This is a genomic window from Bacteroidota bacterium (assembly GCA_018266835.1).
Classification (GTDB): Bacteria; Bacteroidota; Ignavibacteria; order Tepidaquicellales; family Tepidaquicellaceae; genus JAFDZO01.
On sequence record JAFDZP010000002.1, the window covers coordinates 1,241,403 to 1,259,013 of the forward strand.

Annotated in this window: 17 protein-coding genes; 13 read left to right on the forward strand and 4 right to left on the reverse strand. The window is 35.5% G+C overall.

Annotated elements, in window-relative coordinates:
* Nucleotides 1-91: 91 nt before the first annotated feature.
* The 9 genes from JST55_07155 (at nt 92) to chrA (ending at nt 7,315) form a co-directional block, all read left to right on the forward strand.
* Complete coding sequence (locus JST55_07155) at nt 92-709, forward strand: hypothetical protein (GenBank protein MBS1493269.1); 618 nt, start codon at nt 92-94, stop codon at nt 707-709.
* Between the two features lie 28 nt (nt 710-737).
* Entirely contained in the window at nt 738-1,343 is a 606-nt protein-coding gene (locus JST55_07160) for a hypothetical protein (protein MBS1493270.1), read from the forward strand.
* Between the two features lie 9 nt (nt 1,344-1,352).
* Nucleotides 1,353-1,679: a transcriptional regulator gene (locus JST55_07165; protein ID MBS1493271.1), complete on the forward strand. Its 327-nt coding sequence runs from the start codon at nt 1,353-1,355 to the stop codon at nt 1,677-1,679.
* The gene (locus JST55_07170) at nt 1,663-1,947 is read left to right on the forward strand and encodes a 4a-hydroxytetrahydrobiopterin dehydratase (GenBank protein ID MBS1493272.1); all 285 of its coding nucleotides are present in this window, start codon (nt 1,663-1,665) and stop codon (nt 1,945-1,947) included. The genes JST55_07165 and JST55_07170 overlap by 17 nt, the downstream gene beginning before the upstream one ends.
* A gap of 11 nt (nt 1,948-1,958) precedes the next feature.
* Entirely contained in the window at nt 1,959-2,105 is a 147-nt protein-coding gene (locus JST55_07175; protein MBS1493273.1) for a hypothetical protein, read from the forward strand.
* A gap of 22 nt (nt 2,106-2,127) precedes the next feature.
* On the forward strand, nt 2,128-4,335 hold the full coding sequence (locus JST55_07180) for a TonB-dependent receptor (protein MBS1493274.1): 2,208 nt from the start codon (nt 2,128-2,130) through the stop codon (nt 4,333-4,335).
* A gap of 84 nt (nt 4,336-4,419) precedes the next feature.
* A complete protein-coding gene (locus JST55_07185) occupies nt 4,420-5,196 on the forward strand; it encodes a hypothetical protein (GenBank protein MBS1493275.1) in 777 nt (258 codons plus the stop codon).
* A gap of 122 nt (nt 5,197-5,318) precedes the next feature.
* Nucleotides 5,319-6,179 carry a DNA alkylation repair protein gene (locus JST55_07190; protein ID MBS1493276.1) on the forward strand — a complete coding sequence of 287 codons (861 nt, stop codon included), beginning with the start codon at nt 5,319-5,321 and terminating at the stop codon, nt 6,177-6,179.
* Complete coding sequence (chrA, locus tag JST55_07195; protein MBS1493277.1) at nt 6,176-7,315, forward strand: chromate efflux transporter; 1,140 nt, start codon at nt 6,176-6,178, stop codon at nt 7,313-7,315. The genes JST55_07190 and chrA overlap by 4 nt, the downstream gene beginning before the upstream one ends.
* Nucleotides 7,316-7,362: 47 nt before the next feature.
* Here chrA and JST55_07200 read toward each other — a convergent pair whose 3' ends face one another.
* The 3 genes from JST55_07200 to JST55_07210 all read right to left on the reverse strand — a co-directional run bounded on the left by JST55_07200 (nt 7,363) and on the right by JST55_07210 (nt 9,385).
* Nucleotides 7,363-7,815 (reverse strand): nucleoside deaminase, encoded by a 453-nt coding sequence (locus JST55_07200; protein MBS1493278.1) that lies wholly within the window; start codon nt 7,813-7,815, stop codon nt 7,363-7,365.
* Nucleotides 7,816-7,905: 90 nt separating this feature from the next.
* On the reverse strand, nt 7,906-9,003 hold the full coding sequence (locus JST55_07205) for a thioredoxin fold domain-containing protein (GenBank protein ID MBS1493279.1): 1,098 nt from the start codon (nt 9,001-9,003) through the stop codon (nt 7,906-7,908).
* 64 nt (nt 9,004-9,067) lie between these two features.
* Nucleotides 9,068-9,385, reverse strand: a complete 318-nt coding sequence (locus JST55_07210) for a hypothetical protein (protein MBS1493280.1) — start codon at nt 9,383-9,385, stop codon at nt 9,068-9,070.
* Nucleotides 9,386-9,463: 78 nt separating this feature from the next.
* Between JST55_07210 and JST55_07215 the strand changes: the two genes are divergently transcribed.
* The 4 genes from JST55_07215 (at nt 9,464) to JST55_07230 (ending at nt 14,743) form a co-directional block, all read left to right on the forward strand.
* A complete protein-coding gene (locus tag JST55_07215; GenBank protein MBS1493281.1) occupies nt 9,464-11,428 on the forward strand; it encodes a hypothetical protein in 1,965 nt (654 codons plus the stop codon).
* A gap of 64 nt (nt 11,429-11,492) precedes the next feature.
* Nucleotides 11,493-12,590, forward strand: coding sequence for an endolytic transglycosylase MltG (gene mltG / locus JST55_07220; protein ID MBS1493282.1), 1,098 nt, complete (start codon nt 11,493-11,495; stop codon nt 12,588-12,590).
* On the forward strand, nt 12,587-14,104 hold the full coding sequence (locus JST55_07225; protein ID MBS1493283.1) for a hypothetical protein: 1,518 nt from the start codon (nt 12,587-12,589) through the stop codon (nt 14,102-14,104). Before mltG ends, JST55_07225 begins: the two co-directional genes overlap by 4 nt.
* A gap of 3 nt (nt 14,105-14,107) precedes the next feature.
* Nucleotides 14,108-14,743 (forward strand): UbiX family flavin prenyltransferase, encoded by a 636-nt coding sequence (locus tag JST55_07230; GenBank protein ID MBS1493284.1) that lies wholly within the window; start codon nt 14,108-14,110, stop codon nt 14,741-14,743.
* A 9-nt stretch (nt 14,744-14,752) separates the two neighbouring features.
* Here the strand turns inward: JST55_07230 and JST55_07235 are convergent, their stop codons facing one another.
* Nucleotides 14,753-17,608 carry a PD40 domain-containing protein gene (locus JST55_07235; GenBank protein MBS1493285.1) on the reverse strand — a complete coding sequence of 952 codons (2,856 nt, stop codon included), beginning with the start codon at nt 17,606-17,608 and terminating at the stop codon, nt 14,753-14,755.
* Nucleotides 17,609-17,611: the final 3 nt, after the last annotated feature.

Sequence of the window (17,611 nt, forward strand, 5' to 3'; positions counted from 1 at the left end):
TCTCATAATACATCTATTCTTCCTTTTCCCTCTTGCTTTTGAAACTTAATAATTTTAACTTCGTAAAGAACTTTAAAAAACAAAGTGCTTTATGGAAGACACTCAGGTTCAGTCAGAACTCAGCTATATAAAATCGGTAATGGAAAAATCCCGCCCGGCAATTGTGATTAACGGCCGGCATTTTATTATGTGGGGAATACTTACCTTCTTCGGACTTCTTAATACTTACTTTGCTATTCTTTCCGGCGCGGGGGCGCAAATTTATTATGCATGGATGATAATTGTCGCCTTCGGGTGGATTTGCTCAATCGGATTAACATGGTATGAAAAGAAAAAAGGAATAACAAAGGCGGCAAAAGCAATCGATGAAAATCTTGTTCATCGTATTTCAACTTCCTGCGGCATTGCAATGATAATACTTGGCTTTGTCGGTCCTTTAAGCGGCGTGTTTTCACCTTATGCAATTGGTCCGTCGATGTCGGCAATACTCGGAGTAATGTATTTTATGATTGGCAGCATTGTGAAAAACAGAATGATTACAAATCTGGGTTATGCCTGGTGGATTGGTTCGGCAGGACTTTTTGCAATGACAATTGATAAAAGCCTTCGTCCGGAGTCATTACTTGTATATGCAATATTAATTGTATGCCTTCAGGTCATTCCGGGATTTATTTTAAATAAAAAATTTCAGCTCGCAAAGGCAAACTAAGTTTTATAAATAATTTTATAAAAAAAACATGGATACAAATTTAGAATCGGAAATTCTGTTCATCAAAAAAATAATGCAGGATAGCAGAAGGTCTGCGCTGGATAGCGGCAAGTATTATATTTTATGGGGAGTGCTTATCGGCTTTGCATGTATTACAAACTATGCGCTTTATAAAATCGGCTCTGAAATTTCTCCAAACTATTTCTGGTTTTCTTTTATAATTATTGGGTGGGGATTTTCAATTTACTGGGGATACAAAGACAGCCGTAAAAGAAAAAACACATCGCTCGGTAAAAAAGTAATTTCAGCAGTGTGGACTGCCTGCGGAATCTCTGCAATAGTAATTACCATTGCAGGACAGGTTTCAGGTTCAATAAGCGGAGCATCCATCTGCGCTTTAATCACGACAATTTTCGGAGTAGGGTATTTTGTTGCAGGCGCAGTTTACTCAGATAAAATGCTTGTTACACTTTCATTTGTCTGGTGGGCTGCAGCATCGTGGATGTTTTTTATTAAAGGAATAGAAGTTCTGCTTGTGTACGGATTATTTCTTCTGCTCTTCCAGGTCATTCCGGGATTTATTTTAAACAACAAATGGAAAAAAGATTTAGAAATGAACGTTGAAAATGCGTAATAAAAACTAATGAGCAATTTTGATTACCAGCAAATAGATGATGTACTACACTCGCGCATCCGCACTGCAATTATGGCTGTGCTTGTGACGGTTGAAGAAGCTGAGTTTACTTTCTTAAAGGAAAAAGTAAATGCAACTGACGGAAACCTGAGCGTTCACCTGCGCAAGCTTGAAGAGGCGGGCTATATTAATGTGAAAAAGAGTTTTATGGAAAGAAAGCCGGTATCAAGATATAAAATCACAGCAAAAGGACATAAAGCCTTTGAAGCTTACATAGAAAATTTAGAAAAATTATTAAATAACAGTAAACAGCAAAAAAATGGAAAAACTGACTAAAAACGAAATATCTGAAAGCCTGAAAAAGCTGAAAGACTGGAAACTTAAAGGAAGTTCAATCGTAAAGATGTTTAAAACCAAAGGATTCCCTCAAACTATGGGCTTAGCTTCTGCAATTGGCGCTCTGTGCCAGGCGCATGACCACCATCCCGATTATCTTACAATGAAGTATGATTCTATTGAGGTTTCTTTTTCGTCCCATGATGTAAAAGGATTATCATCACGTGATATAAAAATCGCAAAAGAAATAGATAAATTAAAATTTTAAAAATATATAATATGAACAAACCTGAAATTTGTATTCCCGGCAGTTCTAATGTAAAGCAGACAACTGCAAATATTTTTAAAGGAATATTCACTTTACACTCAAAAGTGTTTTATTATTTCGGTTTGTTCGTTGCAAGTATTTTCAGATACACAAAATAATTTTTTAATAATTAATCATCGCATGAAATATTTATTTACTCTTTTAACTGTCTTAATTTTCTGTGCAAAAAGTTTCGCTGCAGATTCAACAACTGCAGGGGTAATAAAAATATCCGGCACTGTAACTAACGAAGAAAAGAAACCTGTAAGCGGAGCTAACTTAGTTCTTGAAGGAACTATAGACGGCGCTACATCTGACGAAAAAGGTTTGTTTGAATTCGAAACAGAAAAAACCGGAACGTATAAATTAATCGTAACCGCAGTTGATTTTTCTACACAGGTTCAGGAGTTAAATCTTGAAGCCGGTATGAATATGACACTGGATATAAGACTGAAAAAAAATGTAACGACTACTGAGCAGATACTTGTAACAGCAAGCTCATTTACCTCGGGAGAAAATTCAAAAGTTACTTTAACTCCTCTGGAAATTGTAAGAATTCCGGGAGCAAATGCTGACTTGTACCGCGCGCTTACAACATTCCCCGGTTCAAACCAGGTTGATGAAGGCAGCCGTATTACGGTACGAGGCGGCGACCCTGATGAAGTTATTACAATTTTAGACCAGGCAACTTTATATAATCCTTTTATCTTCGATGACTCTTATAATACTTCATCGTTCTCCACTGTAAATCCATGGAGCTTAAAGGGAATTAACTTCACAAGCGGCGGCTTTTCTGCAAAATTTGGCAATGCGCTCTCTGCCGTGCTTGATTTAAAATCCTATGATATGCCAACAACAACAGGAATGTTTGCAGTACTGGGTATTGGTTCGGGAGGATTATCAGGTGTATATCTTTCAAAGAATTCAAAATTCGGCGCAACGTTTTCAGTAAGCCAAAGTTATTTAAAGCCCTTCTTCGATTTAAACGGAATCTCTGCCGATTACAGCAAAGTCCCTGAAGCAAACGGCGCAGGCGGTACGCTTGCATATAAATTCGGAACAACAGGCAACATGAAGTTGTATGCAAATTACTCCGGTGATAAAATCGGAATAAGAAACAATAGTCCTTCCTATGACGGATTTTTTAATTCCCAGTCAGATAATTATTTTGCCAATTATAAAATTTCATTTGCACCATCAAGTTCTTCTATGTTAAGCGCAAGTACATCGTTAAGCTTGTACAATAGAAAACTTGGCTACGGAGTTTTAGATACGCGTTCAAAAGATTACTACGGTAAAGGAAGAATTGATTACACAATGCCTTTAAGCCAGAAAACAAATCTGAATGCAGGTGTAGAGTACGAATATCTTGAAAATCAGACATCGGGTACCGTTCCGAAAAATTCATACAATTTAAGACCTGATGCGCCTTCACTTAAAATTGATACAAGCGCAAACTCGGGAAGAATAGGGGCGTTTGTGGAAACAGAGATGAGAATCAGCGATAAATTTTTTGTGATTCCGGGTGTAAGAACTGACTATCATACACTATCTAAGAAAATAAGTTTTGATCCGCGTCTCTCTATGGGATATCAGGTTGCAAAATATAATGTGATAAGAGGCGCAATAGGAATGTATCATCAGTATGTTTCTCCGCAAAATTATTTGCAGTCATACAATAATGATTTAACAGCTGAAGATGCAATCCACTATATACTTGGCTATGAGTACAACAAAGAAGGTGATATAGTTTTCAGAGTGGAAGGATATTATAAAGATTATAAAGATTTAGCCGGTTACGACCCGAACAGTTTTTATTTAAAATCAGGCGGAAGCGGATTTGCAAGAGGTGTTGATGTGTTCTTAAAATATAAATACGAAAATAAATTCACAGGATGGTTATCATATGCATACTCTGATTCAAAAAGAAAACAATACGATGGGGGTTCGCAGAATTCATCTGACTATGATATTACGCATAACATGAGCTTTACAGGAAGTTATAATTTAACTGATGCAATCAACGTAGGTATAACATACAGAATTTCCACAGGCAAGCCTTATACTCCTGTAACAAGCGCAAGCTATGACCCAATACAAAATGTTTACGTTCCTGCTTACGCTGATAAAAACAGCGACAGGTTCCCGACATACACAAGAGTCGATGCAAGCTTTCAGTACATAACTGCATTGTTCCATAAGTTCTGTGTAGTGTTCGTTGCATTCAACAATATTTTCGATACAAAAAATCTTTATCAGTACAATTATAATTTCAATTATACCGATAAGATAGACGTACCTTCGCTGAACAAAAGAATTGTTTACTTCGGCATCGGGCTGCAGTTGTAATTAATATTTAGTAATGAATAATTAATAATTTTAAAAACAGAATTAAAAAATATTTTAATAAATAAATCACAACAAAATTCAAATATGAAAAAAATATTATTATTAGTATTGCTGCTTATCACCTTCGGTCTGAATACTACATTAAAAGCCGATGATGATTTTACAAAGGCAATCGTAAAGGCAAAGAAGAATTTCAAAAATGCCATGGATAAGTATGATGAAAAAGAAATGATAAAGTCACGCGGCGAGTTTGAAAGAATTCTTCAGTTAAAGAAAAATGTCTGGCTGGTAAATTATTACTTAGCTCTTGTTGATTACAATATTGCAACAACGGGTATGCTCTCAAAAGATAACGACAAAGTAAAAAAATACACACAGTCAGGTTTTGACTTTCTTGAAAAATCCATGTTGGAAAGAGATAACTTTGCGGACGCTTATGTTTTAAAATTATCACTTGAGTATAACCGATTCCAGTATGAAATGGATAAAATGCAGAGTATCATTGCAGATGTACAGACAGCAGAAGAAACAGCAAAGAAGCTTGACCCGACCAATCCGAGATTTTATTTAGTGAAGGGTATTGCTACATTTTACACTCCTGCAGCTTTCGGCGGCGGAACAGATTTAGCACAGCCGTTGTTTGAAAAATCAATTGAGCTTTTCAGTCTTATAAAAAATTCTGATGAAACTCTTCCTGACTGGGGTAATGATGCAGCTTATGGTTACTTAGCATTGTGCCAGATTGATGCAGGCAAGCTGCCTGAAGCAAAGGCAAGCATGGATAAAGGTCTTGTGATAAATCCAACTTCAGGATTTCTCACAGGTTACGTAAAGAAAGCTTATGATGAAAAAGATAAATAGTATTTTATTCAGTATTGAGTAGTTAGTACTACGTATTGAGTATAAACCCTTTGTGAAGAAATTTGCAAAGGGTTTTTTAATTTCTATCTTTTTATTTTTTGATATAGTGTATAACTTGAACAATGTTAGATGATAAAACGAAGAAAAAAATACTTTCCTTTATTGAAGGCAAAGATTACGATAAATTAATTTCCTATCTTGATTCACTCAAAACAAAACACGCCGGAACGCCTAAGACAGATATAAAAGTATTTACAATAAAATCATTAGTAAAAGGTCTTTCCACCGAGAACAAGAAAAAAAACGAAAAGAGTTTTTTTGAATTAGGAAAAAAATATTGCTCAATGAATGAACCCGTTGCACAGGAAATCGGCATACACATAATATGGCGCGGATATGCGCACAACAAAAAAGAAACGAAAGATATACTTCTGAAAATTGCTGATAGCGATAACTGGGAAGTCCGTGAGTATGCCGCAGGAGCATTTTATAATGTCCTTAATGAAAATCCTGAGTTATATAGTACAATGCTCAAATGGGCAAAACACAAATCGGAAAATGTAAGAAGGGCAGTCGTGTTTTCCGCTCTTGCATACTCTAAAAAAGGGGAAGCACCCGATACGGAAAAAGCATTCACAATTCTTGAACCCCTGATGTCTGATGCTTCTGTTTACGTAAAGAAAAATCTTGGACCATTCATACTGGGTTCTCACCTTGGAAATTCATTTCCGGAAGAAGTTTTTGCGCAGTTAAAAAAATGGCTTAAGTCTGATAACGAGCATGTGAGATGGAACATCGCAATGACGTTCAATAACAGTTTTGGCAACAGGTATCCTGCTAAGGCTTTAGAAATTCTGAAAAAGTTATTACCTGAGGAAAGCAAAGTGGTTTCAAGGGCTGTCATTTCTACTCTGAGGCATCTCAATAAAAGACATTCAAACTTAGTTCAGCCGTTCATCAAAAAGGAAGGAATAGAAATTTGACGCTCTGGGAATTATTCAAATATTATTTATATGTAGGCTCAACTGCGTTCGGCGGTCCTCTTGCAATTATTAATACAATCAGGGTTGACCTTGTTGAAAAACGCGGCTGGCTTGAGAAGGAAGAATTTGAGTATTACTTCGGCTATGCTCAGATTGCTCCGGGTCCCTTAGCGTTTCAGGTCGGAGTATATAATGGATTTTTTAAATTCGGTATCATTGGCGCAGCGCTGTGCGGATTTGGATTAGTTCTTCCGTCATATATTCTCGTTTTAGTCTTTTCGATTTTTTATCAGAAGTATAACGATATAAGTTATATTCAATATGCGCTGTATGGAGTAAGCCCTGCGATAATTGCAATCATTCTTCATTCAGGAATAAAACTAAGTAAAAATGTTTTAAAGAAAGATATTTTTCTCTTTGTTGTTTTCTTCTTATCGATAGCGCTGACAATATTTCTGAAAGTCCCGATTTTATATTTGATAGTTTCATCCGGAATATTTGCTTTATTTTATTATTCAATTACAACTAAACAAACTGAAAAATTAAATTTCCTTCCGTTATTAATTGCATCGCCGTTTGCATTCATTGCACAAACTACGCAAACATTGGGAAGCAAACTTCTTGATTTAGCCTTGGTGTTTTTAAAAACGGGCAGCTTAACTTACGGCAGCGGATTTGTTATCATCGGAGTTCTGCAGCAGGATGTAGTTGTAAATTATCACTGGCTCAGCCAGGCTGATTTTCTTGCAGGGATTTCATTCGGAAACATTACTCCGGGTCCCGTTGTAATTACTTCCACTTTTATAGGTTATTTAACAGCAGGAATGTGGGGCTCAGTAGTCAGCACGTTCTGTATTTTCTTCCCAACATTCTGCTTTGTGCTTATACTTGCGCACAGTATTGGAAAGTTTAAGGATAACTTTTATCTGAAGTCATTTATCAAAGGAGCTAATGCCGCAGCCATAGGAGCTATTCTTTCAACTGCTTACAATCTTTCGTGGAGCTCGCTTATAGATATTCCCACTATAATTATTTTTATAGTAACACTAATTATACTTTTCAGAGTGAAAGTGAATACACTTTATCTTATAATAGCTGCGGCAGCAGTAGGAATAATTGTGAGAATGATAATCTGAGTTTACAACCATTCCCAACCGGGAGGTTGGGAATGAGAAAGTTTAAATTAGTATTCTGTCTTCTCTTCGTTAGCAGTCCATGCTTTAAACACTTCAAGCGCTTCATCAGAGTGGTAATGAATCATCGGAATTTTTCTGTGCTCGTGGGCTAAATCAAGTTCATCATAAATAAACTTATCATCGAAACCTATTTCGGCAGCGTGATGTTTATCATTGGCATAATAAATTTTATCAAGTCTTGCCCAGTAGATTGCAGCAAGGCACATAGGACAGGGCTCACAGCTTGTATAAATTTCACATCCGCTTAAATTAAACGTATTTAAATTTTTACAGGCTTCTCTTATTGTTTCCACTTCTGCATGGGCAGTCGGGTCATTTTTAGTTGTGACTTTATTGCTGCCTTTTGCAATTATTTTTCCGTCTTTTACTATTACTGCTCCGAAAGGACCACCGGCTGCATTTTCTACATTCTCTTTGGACATTCGCACTGCTTCGTCCATGAATTCTTTGTTAAATTCGTGCATATTTTTTTACATAAAAAAACCTGACAGCGCGAAGCTATCAGGTTTGAAATAAATTATTGAATAAAATTATTTGTTGCCTGCGCCGTATACTTTATCTTTTGTTTTATTGTAAGTTTTATTGTCAGACCATAATACCAATGCTTTATCGATTGATTTTCGCGCCTTCTTCATATCACCGAGTTTATAATAAACATCTGCCATTACATTGTATGAACTGGCTTCAAAGATACCGCCTTTAAAATAAGGAATACTTTTATTTATATTTTTTATGGCTTCCTTATAATCTGCAGTAGTTGCCAAAGTATCGGAATTAATTTTTCTTGCCTTTGCCAGATAATACTGTCCCATATAAAACCTTACCATATCATCTTTAGGATATTTCTTTATAAGACTTTTATATGTTTTAAAAGCATCCTCATCATTTTTTGCTTCTGTATACTTATCGGCTAAAAATATCTTTGCATCTTTTTGAAGATTTGATTTCGGGTATTTTACCAGAAGAGCATTTATATCGTTTATATATGCTTCAGGTGTTTTATCTTTCACATTCATCATTGCAAGTGTAAACTCGGCATCATCTGTATATCCGGATGAGTTCGAAGGGTCCTGTGCTATAATATAATTTAGATATTGTTTTGCGTCATCTGCCTTATCCTGTTCAACTAACTTTGTTGCAAGCTCCATGTTTGCTTTTAAATCAGTCTTATTGTTATTATAATAATTCTGAAAATAAGCTAAAGTGCTTCTTCGTTCGTTAATTTTCTTAATGTTTTCAAGAAATTCGGGAGCAGGAAAAAATCCCACTATTTTATCTATTTCATTTCCATCAGAATCAACAAATACCAGAGTGGGGTAGCCTGTTACACCATATTTCTTTGCAAGGTCTTTACCCTCTTTTTCAGCATCTGTTTTCCAGTTAATCTGGTGCTCTTCAGCATAACGAACAACTTTTTTATTGTTGTAAACTCTCATATCGATATGCTTACACCATATACACCAGTCAGTAATAAAATCTATCATTACAATTTTATTCTGTTGTTTTGCTTTGGCAAGGACTTCGTTGAAAGTGCCATTTTCAAATGCGATTTCATCTGCAGTTGCTGCTTTAAATCCCATTAAGAGGGCGATTACAAGAAATAAAGCGATTTTATAGTTCGTTTTCATATAATTGGTATTTTAATAAATTAATTATACGCAAATCTATCTTCAATGTTTAATTTTACCCTTTTTATAAAAAGTACAGGTAGAAATTAAGCATAACCGCAATGATAGATGCAATGAGGTTGCCGCATATCAGAACACGGAAGAACGAAGAATAATGTTCCTTATAATTTATGTAGTGATTAAAAAACGAGAAAATTGCAAATAGCAATACTACAAAAATTAAAATAGAAATAACAAATCCGGGGAAGAGATCAAACTCAATGTGGAATTTTTCAAGAAGTCTTACCAGTCTTGTCTTATCAGCGCCACCTTTTACCATAAGAGCGAACTGCCCTGCATTTGCAAGGGTAAACAAAACAGCTAAAATTTTGACAGGGGCCATAAGTGACTGAATATAAGAAGATTAATCGCATAAAAAAAAGTAAATTGAAATTACTTTTATCTGTAAGTAACTTAAAAAATGGCTAAAAATAAGAAGGCAGAAAACAAGAAAACTGCAGTTGAAAAGGTAAATATAGAAATACCTTTCGAACCAAACAAAAATCAGACTTACTTAATATATAGTTGCATCGCGGTTTTATCCGTCCTCCTTGCCGTTGTTTATTTGATTTCGGCAAACTCAGTTAATGGATATAACGGATTTCCCCTTGATGACCCGTGGATACACTTAACATTTGCAAAAAATCTTGCTGAGTACGGCAGCTTCTCATATTTCAAAAATGAGATGTCAACGGCGGGCTCAACCTCACCTATTTATACTGTGATTCTTGCAGTAGGATTCCTCATTACCAAAAATGAAATGGTACTGAGTTATACTCTCGGAATTATATTTTTAGTTTTATCCGGAATATGGTTTTACAGGTTAAGTTCGTTTGAATTTGCCAAAGAAAATATATTTGCAATTTTCTGCACGGCAATTTTTGCTGCCGATAAATGGATGAACTTCATTGCCGATTCGGGAATGGAAACCACTCTTTTTATCTTCTTAATAATACTAACAGCTTACTCATATAAAAAACGCCAGGCTGTAGCTACTGCAGTATTTGCTGCTTTACTATTATGGACTCGCCCGGATTCAACTGCATTTCTGGGAGCTTTAGTTTTAGATTATTTGTGGTGTGTGTACCTCTCTAAAAAAGATAAGAACATACAATTATTCACAAAGCAGGAACTGATGAAGATGGGCGGAATATTCGCAGTAATAGTTCTTGCTTACTTCGGAATGAACTTAAAATTATCCGGTTCAATTCTTCCTAATACTTATAATGCAAAGCTGACATATTATTCGCCTGAATTCAGAAGCCGTTCGGAATTTTTAAAGGGAGAAGTCTGGGATTATTTTACTTCGGGTGCATACGGAATAATGATGTTCGGATTTATAATTTCTGTTCTTAAGCTTGTTGTTGATACAGCAAAGAAAAAATATAATCCAAATTTTCTTTATATAGTTTTTTCATTCGCTCTTGTGTTTGTTTACTGGTATAAACTTCCATATGCTCACAGGTTCGGAAGATATCTTATGCCAATTATACCATTCCTGATTTTAGTATCAATGACAGGATTCAGAGAAACGGCTAAATACATAGGAAATTATTTTAAGAGTAAGCAAATCGCTAACGGATTTAATTTTGTAATAGTTTTACTCGTTTTGCTCTTCAGCTTTCAGGCTTATATTGCCAATAAAGCTTCATTCGCTTATGAATGTAAATATATAAACGACAGACAGGTAGTTGCTGCAAAGTGGATTAGGGATAACACAAAAGAAACCGATATTATAGGAACTCACGACGTAGGAGCAATAGCTTTTTACAGCCAGAGAAAAATTGTTGACGTGGCAGGACTTGTAACTCCCGAGCTTATAAATAAACTTCATGATGAAAATTACGTTGAATATATGAAAGATTATTTAAAAAAGAGCAATGTAACTTATCTTGCTTTTTTAAGAGAGTGGTACAGAGTAGTAAATCAGACTCCGTTATTTTTAAGTCCGGAAAACACTGCACAGGAAGTAATGGAAGTTTATAAATTTAATCCGGACTCAACCCATATTCTTTCAAAAAGAGTTAACAGCGGAATTGAATACGTGGGACAATTTATAAACCAGAAGGGTATGCAAAACCAGGCGCTGAATGTTCTGAACCAGCTTTTACAGATGGATAACAAATCATCACTGACTTACTTCTTAATGGCAAGTGTTTACGGCGGAGTTAACGATGGTAAAAATTACGAGAAGAATTTGTTGAAAGCCGTAGAACTTTATCCTGATTTTAAAGAAGCACTATCTGCGCTTGGCGGATATTATAAAAGCATAAATAATAAACCGGAAGCAAAAAAATATCTTGAGAGATACGTTGCTTTAAATCCTAAAGATTTGAAAGCAATGGATATGCTTAAAAGCGTAAGTGATACAACAAGTGCAAAATAGTTTTTTTAATTAATATTAAAGTAAGAGGGCGGAGCAATCACTCCGCCTTTTAGTTTTATAAAAAATGTTAAACAATCTTTTACATAATCCCGCAGTACTGAATATTGTCAAAAAGTTTTCTTCCGGTGAGCCGAAGAAAAACTTCGTGAAATATTTTATTGTTCTGGGAGCGTTTAATATTTTTTTATGCGGATTTATAACACAGCAAAGCCTTTACTCAAAATATAACTGGAAAGACGGCAAAGATAAGGAGTTCGATATTAAGCCCGGTGAAAATTTTTCGGAGATTGTAAAAGACCTGAAAGATAAAGATATTATTCCCAGCGCATTTGTTCTGAAAGTAATAGGTAAACTGACGGGAAAAGATGAAAAAATAATTTCACGCAGGTACATTTTTAAAAATGGAATGACTAACCTTGATGTGCTGAATATTATTACCGATGCAAGCTTATCCCAGTCAATTAAGTTTACTGTAAACGAAGGTCTCACAATAAAACAAATCGGAAAGTATGCCGAAAAATACCTAGGCCTTTCAAGAAATAAATTTGTAGAAGAGACAAAGAATGATTCCTTGATAAGTTTGCTTGGATTAAAAGATTCCGTAAAATCACTGGAAGGATTTTTGTATCCCGATACTTATGATGTTCCATTAGATATAACGGAAAAAGGATTAGTGAAAATTTTATTTAATGAGTTCAGAAAAAGAGTGTTTAACAATGCCGAAATTATGGATTCGATTAATGCTAAGAAGATGGACTTCTATGAAGTTATGAAAATGGCTTCGATTGTTGAAGGGGAAACAAGAAAAGAAGACGAGAAGCCCCGTATAGCAGGTGTGTATTACAACAGGATAAGAAAAAATATGAAACTTGAAGCAGACCCGACCGTTCAATATGCATTACCTGAATTTAAAAAACGACTTACATACGATGACTTGCACGTGAAATCTCCTTACAATACATATATAATAAAAGGTTTGCCTCCGGGACCGATAAACAACCCGTCGATTTCTTCTATAAAAGCGGCCATAAATCCCGAAAAGCATAATTACATTTTCTTTGTGGCAACGGGCGAAGGCGGACATACATTCACGGAAAATTATGCAGACCATCTGAAAGCAGTTGATGTTTACCGAAAAAAAATGGCTGAGCAGAAAAAATGAAACAGTTCAAAGAGCTATTCAGATTATTCATAAGTCTTGATTTCCGCGATAAGGAAAAAGCCGGAAGAAAAAAAATTATCGGGCTTTTAACTACTTATCTTCTGACAAACGGAATTCTTTCGTTCAATAATTTCAACGGTTTTAATGAGTTTAGCTTCGCCGCTCTTTCTTTTTCGATAAATATTTTCTTCATAGCATTCGTTGTTCTTAACGATTTTGATAATCTCTTCCTTGCAAAAAATTATTTTGAGGGATTAGTAAACCTTCCTGTGCAGCAGAAAAATTTTTTCGCGGCAAAATTTGCATCAGCATCACTGATGATTTTTTTCTATTTTGCAGTTTCCTCGGTATCTCAGCTGATTTTTTTCTATCTCTATACCGGTGATTTAATAAAAGTTATTCTTTTTCTTACATGCTCACTGCTTTTCAATTTTACCTTCATGGGGGTTCTCTTATTTCTTTATGTAATGATACTGAATAAGTTTGCGGGAAAATCGAACGCCTTTGTGTATGTTCTTCAGATGATATTTTTCGCGTTCATTTTATTTTCATCAACAACTTCATCAAAGGCAATTAAACTAGGCAAGAAAGATATTCTTGAGTTAGAGCTGGTCCGATATCTACCACAGGTGTTTTTTGCAAAGGCGATTTATAATCCCGTACTTATTCCTTTGATATTGCTTGTAACTGTCCTTGTTTACTTTGGATTGTATAAATTTATGTCGGCAAGATTTTTTGAGCTACATGCAAAGATTTCAAAGATAGAAAAGAAGCAAAGAAAGAAAGCCCGATTTACTTTCTGGAACGAATTTATACATAAGCATTTGCTGAGAAATAATATTCAGACAGCTTCCTATGATTTGCTTGGCAGCCAGCTGCGAAATTCAAAATTCCTTCGTACAAAATATTTTCCGATGCTTCTGTTCCCTGTAATTTTTTGTCTTCTGGGAATTTTTATAGGACCTGAATTTCTTGCAGTGAAAGGTTCAAGTTTTTCTGCACGTGTAACATCCGCTATTTTGCTTTTAAGTCCTTCAATTACAATGATGACGGTACTTAGTGTAAGAATGTTATATTCAAACACACGAATTGCTGACGAGCACTCACAAAATTCAGAAATGATTTTCAAAATGCTGCCCATTGATGACCCGCAGCATTTAAATCTTGGAATTCTTAAGTTTATTTATTTCAATCTTTACTTCCCTCTGATAATAGTAATGAGTCTGCTGCTTATTATAAAGCTTGATCCGCTCACTATAACTATAAATCTTGTTTACATCACGTCGGCTATTTATCTGTTAAACACAATTTTTCTTACGATCGATAAACGGCTGCCGTTTACATTGGAAAGCTCAAAGTTCAGCTCAGCTACAAAGTTTGCAGAAGTGATGTTTAATATGCTGCTCGGCGCGTTAATTTTTATTATTCAGATTTTTGTTTTTCAAAATGTTATTTTTGTAATTGGAGCCGTAATTGTATTCATCGGCGTATCTTTTTTAATCAACAGGAATTAAGTTATGGCACAGGCAGAAACAAAAACAGAAACGAAAACCTTAATAAAAAATGTTAACGGTAACGGAAAGAATGTGATACTCGGCATCACAGGTACCAGCGGAGCTATTTACAGTTTACGCATGCTTCGCGCCCTGCTGATAAACGAATTTAACGTTGATATAATTGTAAGTGAGTACGGTCAATATACTTTAATGAATGAGTGCGGAATAGATATAACTAAGTGTAACCTGAATTCTCTTTTCCCTGATGTACTTCTACTGAAATCCACAGTAAAGTTTCATAACAACTTAGATTTAAAATCGGAAATTTTTTCCACGGGATATGACTGTTTCGGAATGATTGTCTGCCCCTGCGCAATGAATTATGTTTCAGGTATTGCCTGCGGCGACTGTAAAAATCTTATAGAGAAATCCGCTGACTTTGCATTCTCGTATTCAAAACCGCTCATCATTGTCCCGAGAGAAACACCTATCAATAAATTGCATCTCGATAACATGCGCAAAATAATGGATGCGGGAGGAAAAATTGTTCCTGCAATGCCAAGCTTTGAATATAATCCTAAGGATTTCAACGACCTCGCAGATTATATTGCAGGTCGCGTAATGGATTTTATGTGCAGCGGTCTTGATACAATTTAAAATCTGAAATCAAAAATCCCAGCCGAAGTAAAACTGCTGATATAATCCCGACTGCAATTTAGAAAAATTCTTTTCTATTCTTTTACCTATATCGTATCTTAAACCGATAAGTCCGAACAGATTCATTCTTAAACCGCCTCCAATACTTCCTTTAGTTTCACCGTATGTATCAAAGTTATCCCATGTATTCCCTGCATCTACGTATAATGCTCCGCGAATACCGGGGAATCCGAGATTAATTCCGAGAGGAAATCTTAACATCAGAGTATTAATAAAAGGGAAGCGAAGTTCTAAATTTGTTTGCCAAAGTTTGCTTCCCCGTAATGAGTTTCTGTCCCATCCGCGCAATGACCAGCTTCCGCCCATGAAAAATCTTCTGGGGTCCTTGCCTTCGTTCATGAAATATTGTCCCCTGAATGCAAGAGCAACTGTTGTAGATAATCTGAAGTATTTTCTGTAATCCATAAGTACGCTGACATAATTCGTATTGGAGTTATCTATATCTGAAGTATATCCAAGCGTAAAATTGAATCGTTCACCGTCTATCGGTCCTGTGTAAGTCCACAAAGTATTATCGTGAACATAGCTAATAGAGTTTGAAAGCAGAAGTGAACGTGTGTTATCAAGAAAATCTATATTTTTATTCGACTCGGCTAAATTTGTTGATGTTTCAATTCTTTTGAAGAATGATAATGGATAAGAGAAGCTTAAATATCCTCCATAAATTCTTTCATAATATGAAATATCGTTTTCGCTTAAGTCATATCTTTTACCTGATAAGTGATAAATACCGTAAGCATAATTTAATCTTTTCTCCAATGAAACTTTGGAAATTGCCACATTAAAACTCTTCCAGAATTCGGATTCACCGTCTGAATTATTAAACAACAGAATGTAATATTTTTCATTGCTGAGAATATCGCTTAGCGAAATAATTCCGCCTGCATTTGTTCCGAATACAGGATCAGTTGAAAGCGAAGATGTTGCCACATCAAGAGAGTAATCTTTTGAATATTTTAACTGATTACGCTTTGGGTTAGATTCGATTTTTGCAAAATCCCAGTTCTGTCCTTTCGTAGAGTAATCTATTTTTTTACTTACTTTAGATGTATCATAAATCTGTGATACGTTATCAAGCATTCTTACCGTTATTGAACCGTATTCATAGGAAGAAAAAATAATTTTATCATCGCCTGCAAAATCGGGATCGTATGCAGCGGTAATAAAATTTGTAAGGCGCTTCATTTCAATGTTTTCAGGAAGATTATTCCAGAGATAACTTTCTCCCGGCTTTCCTGAACCCGTTGTCGGAGTTTTATTTAAATCAATCATCCAGATATTCTGCTCGCCTGTTGCTGTAGATGTAAACACAACTTTTGCGCCGTCGGGAGAAAACCTGGGATTGTAATCTATTTGATCTCCAATCGTTAAATACGAAATTCCGTTTGTAGTTAAATCATATAAGAACAAATTATATTTATTCATTCCGAAAGTAGTTCTGTCAGAAGAGAAAACTAAATATTTTCCGTCAGGAGAAAAGTCAGGGTCACGTTCATCATAATAATCATTAGTCAGTCTTGTTAATACTTCCGTATCCGTATTCAATAAATACAAATCACTTCGTCCGCCCATATCGGTTGCAGGGAATGCAATCAGCTTTCCGTCTTTGCTCCAGGTAGGTGAGCCGATATTTACAATGTTATCAAATGAAAAATCGGATATTAATTTTTCTTTAACCACATCATAAAAATGGATAGCGTCCCTGTCACCTTTTTGCGTTATGAATGCTAACATCCCTTTTGACGATACATCAAGTCCTGTTCTGAAAAAATGAAACTGTTCAAACTGGTCGGATGATTCTCCTTTTACAACAAGCTCACCATCACCTCTTTTTGATAAATTTGTTTTATAGATGCTTGTGTAGCCTGTTTTATTTCCTATGTAATAAATTTCTTTTTTGTTGTTGAAGTCGCTGTATGTAGGCTTGTGCGCAAAGCCGGCTGAAAAAATATTTTTTGAGACCTGTGAAGGATTATCGTGGTCGGCATAATCCGGCAGATACATTTTTTTCAGATAATATAAAAAATCCCTGTCGAATGCTTTGTAATCTTTGCCGATTGTTTTTTCCATCACTGTAGAAAAACTTTCGTCCATCCAGAAGTTTTCCTGAAGCTGAAGAACTTTATCCTCGCCGTAATTTGCTGCTATATATTCAATAACTTTCTGTCCGAGCTTATACATTAAATATGTACCGTAGAAATTTTCCCAGTCATCAAGTCCCACTATATAATTATTTATAACGGCATCTTTTAGAACCATTTCTGCCTGAGTGTCCCATTTGGTTGACCAGTATTCTGCTAGTCCTTCAGTAAACCACAATGGCGGCATGCGTTCAGAAACCTGTCCATGAATTTTTAACTGAGAAAGAATTTTTGAGGTCATAAAAACGTGAACAAGCTCATGTGCAATTACGTGCTGAAACTGTCCGATTGAGCCTTCAAACGGAATTACAACTCTTCCCTTTACAAATTCAAAAAATCCACCGACTCCGTCGGGAATAAATCCGGGGGAAGTATTAGTCTGCTTAAAATGTGTTGGTGAGGCGTAAAATATTATAGGGACTGTATCATACAGGGAATGATTGAACTTCTGAACGAGGTTTTTATATTGCTCTTCCGCAAAATATGCTCCCTGCTCTGCAAGTTCTTTGGCTTCCTTGTAATAATAGATTTTGAAATGCTCGGTAGACATTGTATACCATTCAAAATCGGAATATTGAACTTTGTTTCTGCCGAAGTCGACAAATTGAGCAGATGAGGGAAGATATAATGAGAGGAAGAAAAGTATTATAAGTAGTTTCTTCACAGA